The organism is Pantoea sp. CFCC18177 (assembly GCF_059412425.1).
The window spans coordinates 74552-84544 of sequence record NZ_JBNBPL010000026.1; the positions used below are offsets into that span (position 1 = coordinate 74552).

Sequence of the window (9993 nt, forward strand, 5' to 3'; positions counted from 1 at the left end):
CTCAGATAGACAGCTTGTTGATGCGTTTGCCGCCGTACACCAGGTTAACGATGGCACGGGTGCCGACGATAGCGGTAAACATTGAGGTCGCGATACCGATAGCGGTGGTGATCGCAAAGCCTTTAATTGAACCGGTACCGACCGCATAAAGAATGATCACTTTGATCAGCGTGGTGACGTTGGCGTCGACGATACTGGAGAAGGCGCCTTTATAGCCCTCATGAATCGCCTGCTGTACCGAGCGTCCGTTACGCAGTTCTTCTTTAATACGTTCGTTAATCAACACGTTGGCATCAACCGCAACCGCCAGCGTCAGCACGATACCGGCAATACCCGGCATGGTGAGCGTCGCCCCCGGCAGCAGTGACATAATGCCGACAATCAGCACCAGGTTGCACAGCAGTGCGCTGGTAGCAATCAGACCAAACTTCTTATAGAACACCACCATAAAGATGATGGAAGCGATCAGACCCCACAAGCAGGCTTCGAGACCCTGCGTGATGTTCTGCTGGCCCATGGTTGGACCAATGGTACGCTCTTCCACGATCTGAATAGGCGCAATCAACGCACCGGCACGCAGCAGCAGCGACAGCTGACGTGCTTCGTTCGGGTTGTTGATCCCGGTAATACGGAAGCTATTGCCGAGGCGAGACTGAATGTTCGCCACGTTGATCACTTGTTCCTGTTTCACCAGAATCGCACGACCATTCGCATCTTTCTTACCGCTGTCCTTGTACTCCACAAACAGGGTCGCCATCGGTTTACCGATGTTGTCCTTGGTGAAGTTAGACATGATGTTACCGCCCGCGCCATCCAGTGAAATGTTCACCTGCGGCTGGTTGTACTCATCCATGCTGGAAGTTGAGTCGGTAATATGGTCACCGGTCAGAATCACACGCTTGTACAGCACAACTGGCTGGCCTTCACGCGTCTCTTTCACTTCCGAATCACCCGGCACACGGCCACTCGCCGCCGCAGTTGGATCAACGGAGGTATTCACCAGACGGAATTCCAGTGTTGCGGTCGCGCCCAGAATCTCTTTGGCGCGCGCAGTGTCCTGAATACCCGGCAGTTCAACCACGATGCGGTCAGAACCCTGACGCTGCACCAACGGCTCGGCAACGCCCAGCTGGTTAACACGGTTACGCAGGATGTTAATGTTCTGCTGAACCGCATACTCACGTGCTTCGCTGAGACGCGCATCGGTCATCACGGCACGCAGCGTGTCGCTGCCGACGCTGGAGATCACCAGATCGCGATGACGCGGTGACAGATAGCTGATAGCCGCATCACGGCTTGCACCGTCGCGGAAACGCACTTCTACACCGTAGTTAGCGATTTTATTGACGTTGGTATACGGGATGCTTTTGTCGCGCAGGTCACTGCGCAGGCCATCGGCGTTCTGCTCTTGCAGTTTGCCCAGAGCGGTATCCATATCCACTTCCATCAGGAAGTGTACGCCGCCACGCAAATCAAGACCGAGTTTCATCGGCTGTGCGGCCAGCATCGTCAACCAGCGCGGCGTGGCCGGCGCAAGGTTCAATGCAACAACGTAGTCATCGCCCAACGATGCAGTCAGAGCATCGCGCGCGCGCAGTTGCACGTCCTGATTGTCAAAACGGGCCAGAATGGCACCATTTTCCAGCGCGAGGGATTTGCTCTGAATATTGTCTTGTTTCAAGACGTTCTGGATCTGATCCAACGTTTTTTCACTGGCGGCGCCACCGCGCGCACCAGTGATCTGAACGGCCGGATCCTCACCATAAAGGTTAGGAAGCGCATAGAGCAGGCCGACGAGAATCACGACGACCAGCATGATGTACTTCCACAAAGGATAACGGTTTAACACGGCAGTTCCCTTCGGGAAGAAAAAATTACAGCGCCTTCATAGTACCTTTCGGCAGAACGGCGGCCACGAAATCACGTTTAACAACTACTTCAGTGGTGTCGTTCAGGGCGATAGAAACATAGCCGTTGTCAGCAACTTTGGTCACACGACCGACTAAGCCGCCGCTGGTCAACACTTCATCACCTTTAGAGATGGAATCCATCAGCTTTTTGTGATCTTTTGAACGCTTCTGCTGCGGGCGCAGAATCATGAAGTAGAAGATCAGACCAAACACCACCAGCATGATCACTAGAGAATAAGGACTTCCCTGAGACGGAGCGCCTGCTGCGGCAACGGCGTCAGAAATGAAAAAGCTCATTAAATTTCCCTCATTGATAGAATTATCAGACGTTTAACGGTGGAACCGCTTTGCCCGTCCGTTGGTAGAACTCGCTAACAAAGTGCTCTAATTTACCCTCTTCAATGGCCTTACGTAAACCCGCCATCAAACGCTGGTAATAGCGCAGATTGTGAATCGTATTCAGACGTGCGCCCAGTATTTCGTTACAACGATCAAGATGATACAAGTAGGCGCGGCTATAATTGCGACAGGTGTAACAATCACACTCCGCATCCAACGTCGTGGTGTCATCTTTATACTTGGCATTACGGATCTTCACCACGCCATCGGTCACAAACAAATGACCATTACGCGCGTTACGCGTTGGCATGACGCAGTCAAACATATCGATACCGCGGCGAACGCCTTCCACCAGATCTTCTGGTTTGCCGACGCCCATCAAATAACGCGGTTTGTCTTGCGGAATTTGCGGACAGACGTGTTCCAGGATGCGATGCATGTCCTCTTTAGGTTCACCCACCGCCAGGCCGCCCACAGCGTACCCATCAAAGCCGATATCTACCAGACCTTTAACCGAGACATCTCGTAAATCTTCGTAAACACCGCCCTGAATGATGCCGAACAACGCATTTTTGTTGCCCAGCGAATCAAAGCGGTCACGGCTGCGTTGCGCCCAGCGCAAGGACATCTCCATGGAACGTTTGGCGTAATCCCAGTCTGCCGGGTACGGTGTACATTCGTCGAAGATCATCACCACGTCAGAACCGAGATCGTACTGAATTTCCATCGATTTTTCGGGATCGAGGAAGATCGGGTCGCCGTTGATCGGGTTACGGAAATGTACGCCCGCTTCGGTAATCTTACGGATGTCACCGAGGCTGAACACCTGGAAGCCGCCGGAGTCAGTCAGAATCGGTCCCTGCCAGTTCATGAAATCGTGCAGGTCACCGTGCAGCTTCATGATCTCCTGACCCGGACGCAGCCAAAGGTGGAACGTGTTGCCCAGCAGAATCTGTGCACCGGTGTCTTTCACTTCTTCCGGTGTCATACCTTTCACGGTGCCGTAGGTGCCCACTGGCATAAACGCTGGGGTTTCCACCACGCCACGGTCAAAAACCAGACGGCCACGGCGCGCACGCCCGTCGGTAGTATCTAATTCAAATTTCACATTAACCTCATGAGATAATCAGAGAAACAGTCTGATTATTAAGCCCCAACCATTTCGTCGGGAGCCTGTGGATTACGGGTGATGTACATAGCATCCCCGTAGCTAAAGAAACGATACTGCTCTGCCACCGCGCTCTGATAGGCCGCCATGGTATTTTTGTAACCGGCAAAGGCCGACACCAGCATGATCAGCGTGGATTCCGGCAGGTGGAAGTTGGTGATCAGCGCGTCAATCACCTGATAGTGATAGCCTGGATAGATGAAGATTTGCGTGTCGTCGAAGAACGGTGCAATCAGCGCATCCTGGCTGGCCTTGGCAGCACTCTCCAGCGAACGCACAGAGGTAGTGCCCACGGCAACCACTTTGTTGCCGCGCGCTTTACAGGCCAACACCGCATCCACTACGTCCTGCGGCACTTCCGCGTACTCAGAGTGCATGATGTGATCATTGATGTTTTCAACGCGCACCGGCTGGAAGGTACCTGCACCGACGTGCAGCGTGACAAACGCCATTTCGATGCCTTTGGCACGCAGTGCGTCCAGCAGCGGTTCGTCAAAGTGCAGACCGGCTGTCGGGGCGGCAACGGCACCCGGACGCGCGCTGTAGACGGTTTGATAGAGTTCGCGGTCCGCTTCTTCATCTGGACGATCGATATACGGCGGCAGTGGCATATGGCCAACGCTGTTCAGGATATCCAGCACCGCGCGGTCATCAGCAAATTCGATTTCGAACAGGGTATCGTGGCGCGCCACCATGGTGGCTTTCACGCTTTCGTCATCGCCCAGCAGCAATTCCGCACCGGGCTTCGGCGCTTTGGATGCACGGACGTGCGCGAGTACCCGCTTATCGTCCAGCATGCGCTCAACCAGCATTTCGATTTTTCCGCCGCTGGCTTTACGGCCATAAACACGCGCGGGGATCACGCGGGTGTTGTTGAACACCAGCAGGTCGCCCGGATTCAGTTTATCCAGCACATCGGTAAACACTTCATGGCTTAACGCACCACTCGGGCCATCCAGCGCCAGCAAGCGGCAACCGCTTCGCTGCGCCTGCGGATAGTGGGCGATCAAAGATTCCGGCAACTCAAAAGCAAAATCGGCTACACGCATGCATCACTTCTTTCAGGACTCAAAAAACAGGCGGCATAGTTTAGCGGAAAAGCGGCAAATTCTGAACAACTGGCTGCATCTCTGTGAATTTGCCTGTGACCCAGTGCCTGTTTCCTGTTGCTTATTGCCTATACACAAAATAATTCGAGTTACAGCAAGGCGGCAAACGAGGGAATCCCGATGAGCTTACACTAGTAAGTGATTCGGGTGAGCGAGAGCAGCCAACGCCGCTGTAACTTGAAGTATGCCGTGTATATAATGCGCCATGAACTTTCTTGCTCACCTCCACCTCGCACAGCTGGCTGACAGCTCCCTGCTGGGCAATCTCATGGCCGACTTCGTGCGCGGCAACGTGCAATCGCAATGGCCGGAGCCCGTTGTGGCGGGCATTGCCATGCATCGTCGCGTGGATGTACTCACCGATAACCTGCCCGAAGTGCGGGAAGCACGGCAGTTTTTCCGCGCCGAAACGCGTCGCGTCGCCCCTATTACACTCGACGTCATCTGGGATCACTTCCTCGCCCTGCACTGGGACAAGCTGCACCCGACACAATCGCTGATTGATTTCACGGCGGCGGCCGAGGGAGAAATCCTGCCGCAGCTCCCCGGCACACCAGAAGGGTTCATCGAATTGAATGCGGTCATGTGGCGTGAGCGCTGGTTCGAACACTACGCCGAACCGACGCGGCTGGCACGCGTGCTCAATGGCATGGCACATCGGCGCCCCCGCCTGGTCGCCTTGCGCGACTCTTATCAGGATTTCGTTGATCATTACTCGCAACTCGAACCGCTGTTCTTCCAGTTCTACCCGCGCCTGATGGCAGCCGCCCGCGCGCAGCAACTCTGAACCTTTTTTTCACAATCCCAGCATTTCCCCCCCTTGCCAGCCGCAGCCATCTGCGGCTTAATGAAACCTTCCTTAACTTTTGTTAAGTCTGTCACACTGCTCTGTAACTGCTGGTCACTTAAGCGCTTTTCGGTCGCCATTAATGGCACCCCTACCATGACATTGCTTGTTTTGCGCGGGGAGCGCATTGATGCGCACCGGACAGACCATGTTTTTTGTTGCGTAAGTGCCCAACATTCACAGCCTGAATGATTAGAGGGAAAGATGTCATCAGCTACGCTAACCGAACTTGATGCGCGTTATCACTTCGCCTGTGATGTCGCTAAAACTGCAGCCAGCCGCGCTTTATCCTGGTATCAGCAGCGCCATCAACTGGTGATTGAGCATAAAAAGGATTTACAGGACGTGGTCAGCGAAGCCGATCGCAACGTCGAAGAGCTGGTGAAACACCTGATTCACGAACGCTTTCCCGAGGATGCCGTGCTCGGCGAAGAGAGCGGTGGCGAAACCGCAGGCGCGCGCTTTATCTGGGTGATCGATCCGATTGATGGCACCAGCAGCTTTCTGAACGGGCTTCATAACTGGTGCGTGTCGCTGGCGATTGTCTGTGAAGACGAGCCAGTCATTGGTGTGGTGTGCGATCCCAACCATCATGAAACCTTTCACGCCTGCCGTGGCAAGGGCGCTTGGGTCAATGAGAAGCGCATTCAGGCGCACAGTGCCCAGCATCTCAACCAGGGCGTTCTCGGTTTAAGCAGCTCCAATAGCCAACCCATTGAACCGCTCACCGCCTTTATTGGTGGGCTACTCTCCCAGGGCGGCATGTTTATCCGCAACGGTTCCGGTGCCTTGATGAGCGCGTGGGCCGCCGCGGGCCGACTGATTGGCTATTATGAAGCACACATGAACCCCTGGGACGGATTACCGGGCATCGTATTAATGCGCGAAGCGGGCGGCCAGACCAATGACTATCTCAGTCATCACGGGCTGCAACACGGCAATCCGGTGCTACTGGCCAATGCGGTGATCTATCCGCAGCTCAAAGCCCTGCTACCCGATCATCCCTCACTGTGAATTTGATACGCCCTGCCCTGCTGATCTTGTTGGGGTGGATGGCTTTGCCGATCCACGCAGAAGAGCATTATCAATTGGAAAAAGTAGTAGAGATCAGCCGTCACGGCGTACGACCGCCAACGCCGGGTAACCGTAAAGAGATTGAAGCCGCCACCGAACGCCGCTGGCCACAGTGGCACACTGCGGATGGTGAACTTACCGCTCACGGTTATGCGGCAGTGGTCAATAAAGGACGTTGGGAAGGCGAACATTATCGTCAATCAGGCCTGTTGGACGCGGGTTGTCCCAATGCCCAGCAAATTTATGTTCGCGCCAGCCCATTGCAACGTACACGAGCAACAGCGGATGCGCTGGTCACCGGTGCCTTTGCCGATTGCCACGTCCAAGTTCATTACGTTGAGGGAGGCAGCGATCCGCTTTTTCAGAGTGATAAATTCCCGTTTGCCCAACTCGATCCCGCCAAAGAGTATGCCGCGGTTGCCGCCCAGGCAGGTGATTTGACAGCATTGCAGCAGCGCTTACAGCCCGCAATCCAGCGATTAAAGCAAGCGGTGTGCGATTCGGACTGCGCTTTCTTTGATCGTCCATGGCAGCTAAAGCAAACCAGAAGCGGCAGTACCTATGTTCAGGGATTAAGCGTGCTGGCGAGTATGGTCGAGACGTTGCGCCTCGGCTGGAGTGAACATCTGCCGTTCAACCAGATCGCGTGGGGGAATATCACCACCTCCGAGCAAATCAGCGCACTGTTGCCGCTGCTGACTGCCAATTACGATCTCAGCAATGACGTGCCCTATATTGCGCAGAAGCGCGGCTCCATTTTACTGGATGCAGTATTAAGCAGCTTAGAAGACAGCGACAACACTCCTGATACCCGCTGGCTGCTGCTGGTCGCGCATGACACTAATATCGCCATGCTCCGCACGCTGATGGGCTTCAACTGGCAATTGCCAGGTTACGCACGCGGCAATATTCCACCGGGTGGCAGCCTGGTGTTTGAGCGCTGGCGTGATACGCAAACCCATGCTCGTTTCATGCGCATCTACTTTCAGGCGCAAAGTCTGGATGGTTTACGGCAATTAACGCCGATTGATGATGCGCATCCGTTATTACGAGAAGAGTGGCATCAGGGAAATTGTCACTCGACGTCGGTGGGCGAGCTTTGCCCTTATCAATCTACTTTGCAGCAATTACGTGCCGCCATTGATCGCAGCGCACTCAGCAAGGTGACTTACCCCAATTAGCGTTAGCATACTTAAGCTCAATGCATAACATCGACTCATTCCTGGCGGCGTAACGATTCAGTGTCGTAATCATTAATTACCGTTCAACCTGCGATTATTCTAATTTTTTTTCGCCATGCTTTTTCTGCGATGAAAAGGCGTATCCTGACGACGTCAATCATCCCTTAGTCATACCCCTTTTTCTCCTTTGTAACTTTTTTCGGCGACAGGATGCGCCGATTTATTTTTAGTGCCAGGTAAAACTAAAAAATAAACATTCACTTTTGGGTTTTAACTATGACTGCGAATACTCCCCACCGCTATCGGGCGGATATCGATGGCCTGCGTGCCGTTGCCATTATCTTAGTTGTGTTATTCCATTCCGGTGTCACCGCGTTAAAAGGTGGCTTTATTGGTGTTGACCTGTTTTTTGTTATTTCTGGCTTTCTGATTGGCGGTATTATTAGCAAGGAAATATCTGAAGGACGCTTCTCCTTTTATCAATTTTATCTGCGTCGTATTCGTCGTATCGCCCCCGCGCTGTTCTTCATGATGGCAATATTACTGTTGCTCGGGTTTATGTTGTTATCGCCGCTTGAATTCAGCCAACTAGCCAAATACAGCGTGGCGGTGTTTATCTCCGTTCCCAATATGCTATTAATTAAGAGCGGTGATTATTTCAGCACAGATTCCGATCTGAATCCGCTGTTAATGACCTGGTCACTGGGTATCGAGGAACAGTTCTATATCGCACTGCCGTTTATTCTGCTGCTGGCGGTGCGACTCAAACAATCCATGAGCCGTGTAGTGCTGGTGTTGAGTCTGGTTTCTCTGGCCGCCTGCATCTGGGTCACCGCTTTTGCCAGTACCCACGCCTTCTATCTGCTGCCTACACGCGCATGGGAACTTGGCGCTGGGGTGTTACTCGCGTTGTGGAAGCCGCAGCCTGTCACAGGCCGCGCGGGCAGTTTACTCAACCTGTTCGGGTGGCTGTTGATTATCGCGGCCAGCGTGATGATCAACAGTGACGATCAATTCCCTGGTTGGGTAGCCGCCATCCCCGTTCTGGCGGGCTGTTTGATGATCGGTGCCCACAGTGAACTTAACCAGTTACTGTTAGAAAATCCGCTAATGCGGTTCATCGGCAAAGTCTCTTACTCGTGGTATTTGTGGCACTGGCCGCTGCTCAGTCTTGCCCGCATTTGTAGTGACAATCCGCTGACCGTTTGGCAAGGCCTGCTGATCAGCACCCTGGCGCTCGGCATTGCCTGGCTCTCCTGGCGCTTCATCGAACAGCCCTTCCGCCAGGCTCGAACGGGTACGCGTTGGGTGATCCCCAGTTACTGTGCTTCTTCAGTGATAGCAGCAGGCGCCATGGTACTGCTGTGGCAAACCGGCGGCATGAAATCACGTGTCAGTGAGTTAGTGGTAAACGCCGATAGCTGGAAAATCTCCGCGCAGCGTAATCCTTGCCTGTTGAGTTATGGCGCTAACCTGCCATCCCGACTGACTGAGTGCCAACCCAAAAGCGATCGGCCGGGTATTGCTCTGATTGGCGACAGCCATGCCGCCGCCCTACGTGATTCAGTGTCCCGTTACGCGCTGCGTCAGGATAAGCCGCTGTATCAGTTGACTAAAGCCTCCTGCCCGTTCCTGATTGGGGCGACACGCGTGGTTAATCAGGTGCCCGACCATGCGCAACAGTGCATCAACTTTAATCAGGCCGTATTGAAGATGGTGATGAGCGATAAGATAGATGAAGTGGTGATCAGCGCCTATTGGGCTTCGGGCATGAGCCTGCTGCCCGGCGCGGGATTCCGTGAAACGGGCCATCCTGAGAAGAGTAATCTGGAAGCGCTGCAGGCTGGCATGGACCGGGTGATCGCTCAGTTAAAACAGGCCGGGAAGAAGATTACGGTGATCGAGGACGCACCGTCGGTGGATGTCGATCCGCTGCGCTACAGCAATAACCGCAATATGCCGATTCGCCGTGAGTTAAGTGCCTGGCTTGGAAAGTGGGAGGCACCACCGCTGTTAAGCGAGCGCACCAGGCTGTTCCAGTTCCCGGAAGAGGCGGTAGAAAAACTGCTACAGGCATACAAGGAGGAAGGCGTACGCGTGCTGTCTCTGCGCGAGAATCTGTGTAATGAACAAGGATGCATGATTACCAGTGGTGGATTGCCGCTCTATTACGACAATAACCATTTGAGTCCAGCAGGCGGGGATATCGCGTTAGGGAAGAATTGGTGACATCCAGGTAGATATAAATGCTTGTTAGTTAGCGGCTGACGATAACGCCGTCTGGGGCCGCACCGGGGCTGGCGGTCCTCGCGCCGCTACGCGGTACCTTCACTTCACTCGTCTGCCTTAACGGACCGGTGCCGAT

The 9993-nt window shown here is 54.0% G+C and carries 8 protein-coding genes; 4 read left to right on the top strand and 4 right to left on the bottom strand.

The features are described from left to right. Position 1 precedes the first annotated feature (1 nt). The 4 genes from secD to queA are packed head-to-tail and all read right to left on the bottom strand — an operon-like array spanning position 2 to position 4466. On the bottom strand, positions 2 to 1849 hold the full coding sequence (gene secD, locus ACPUC8_RS21405) for a protein translocase subunit SecD (RefSeq protein WP_071885749.1): 1848 nt from the start codon (positions 1847 to 1849) through the stop codon (positions 2 to 4). A 25-nt stretch (positions 1850 to 1874) separates the two neighbouring features. Continuing rightward, positions 1875 to 2207 (bottom strand): preprotein translocase subunit YajC, encoded by a 333-nt coding sequence (yajC, locus tag ACPUC8_RS21410; RefSeq protein WP_034831018.1) that lies wholly within the window; start codon positions 2205 to 2207, stop codon positions 1875 to 1877. A 25-nt stretch (positions 2208 to 2232) separates the two neighbouring features. Further along, positions 2233 to 3357 carry a tRNA guanosine(34) transglycosylase Tgt gene (gene tgt / locus ACPUC8_RS21415; protein ID WP_039330004.1) on the bottom strand — a complete coding sequence of 375 codons (1125 nt, stop codon included), beginning with the start codon at positions 3355 to 3357 and terminating at the stop codon, positions 2233 to 2235. 38 nt (positions 3358 to 3395) lie between these two features. After that, complete coding sequence (gene queA, locus ACPUC8_RS21420; protein WP_494927274.1) at positions 3396 to 4466, bottom strand: tRNA preQ1(34) S-adenosylmethionine ribosyltransferase-isomerase QueA; 1071 nt, start codon at positions 4464 to 4466, stop codon at positions 3396 to 3398. A gap of 265 nt (positions 4467 to 4731) precedes the next feature. Between queA and ACPUC8_RS21425 the strand changes: the two genes are divergently transcribed. The 4 genes from ACPUC8_RS21425 to ACPUC8_RS21440 all read left to right on the top strand — a co-directional run bounded on the left by ACPUC8_RS21425 (position 4732) and on the right by ACPUC8_RS21440 (position 9857). Further along, positions 4732 to 5313 carry an ACP phosphodiesterase gene (locus ACPUC8_RS21425; protein WP_494927275.1) on the top strand — a complete coding sequence of 194 codons (582 nt, stop codon included), beginning with the start codon at positions 4732 to 4734 and terminating at the stop codon, positions 5311 to 5313. A 264-nt stretch (positions 5314 to 5577) separates the two neighbouring features. After that, a complete protein-coding gene (locus ACPUC8_RS21430) occupies positions 5578 to 6387 on the top strand; it encodes an inositol monophosphatase family protein (RefSeq protein ID WP_039329998.1) in 810 nt (269 codons plus the stop codon). A 38-nt stretch (positions 6388 to 6425) separates the two neighbouring features. Further along, positions 6426 to 7628, top strand: coding sequence for a histidine-type phosphatase (locus ACPUC8_RS21435; protein WP_494927276.1), 1203 nt, complete (start codon positions 6426 to 6428; stop codon positions 7626 to 7628). 276 nt (positions 7629 to 7904) lie between these two features. Beyond that, on the top strand, positions 7905 to 9857 hold the full coding sequence (locus ACPUC8_RS21440; protein ID WP_494927277.1) for an acyltransferase family protein: 1953 nt from the start codon (positions 7905 to 7907) through the stop codon (positions 9855 to 9857). Positions 9858 to 9993: the final 136 nt, after the last annotated feature.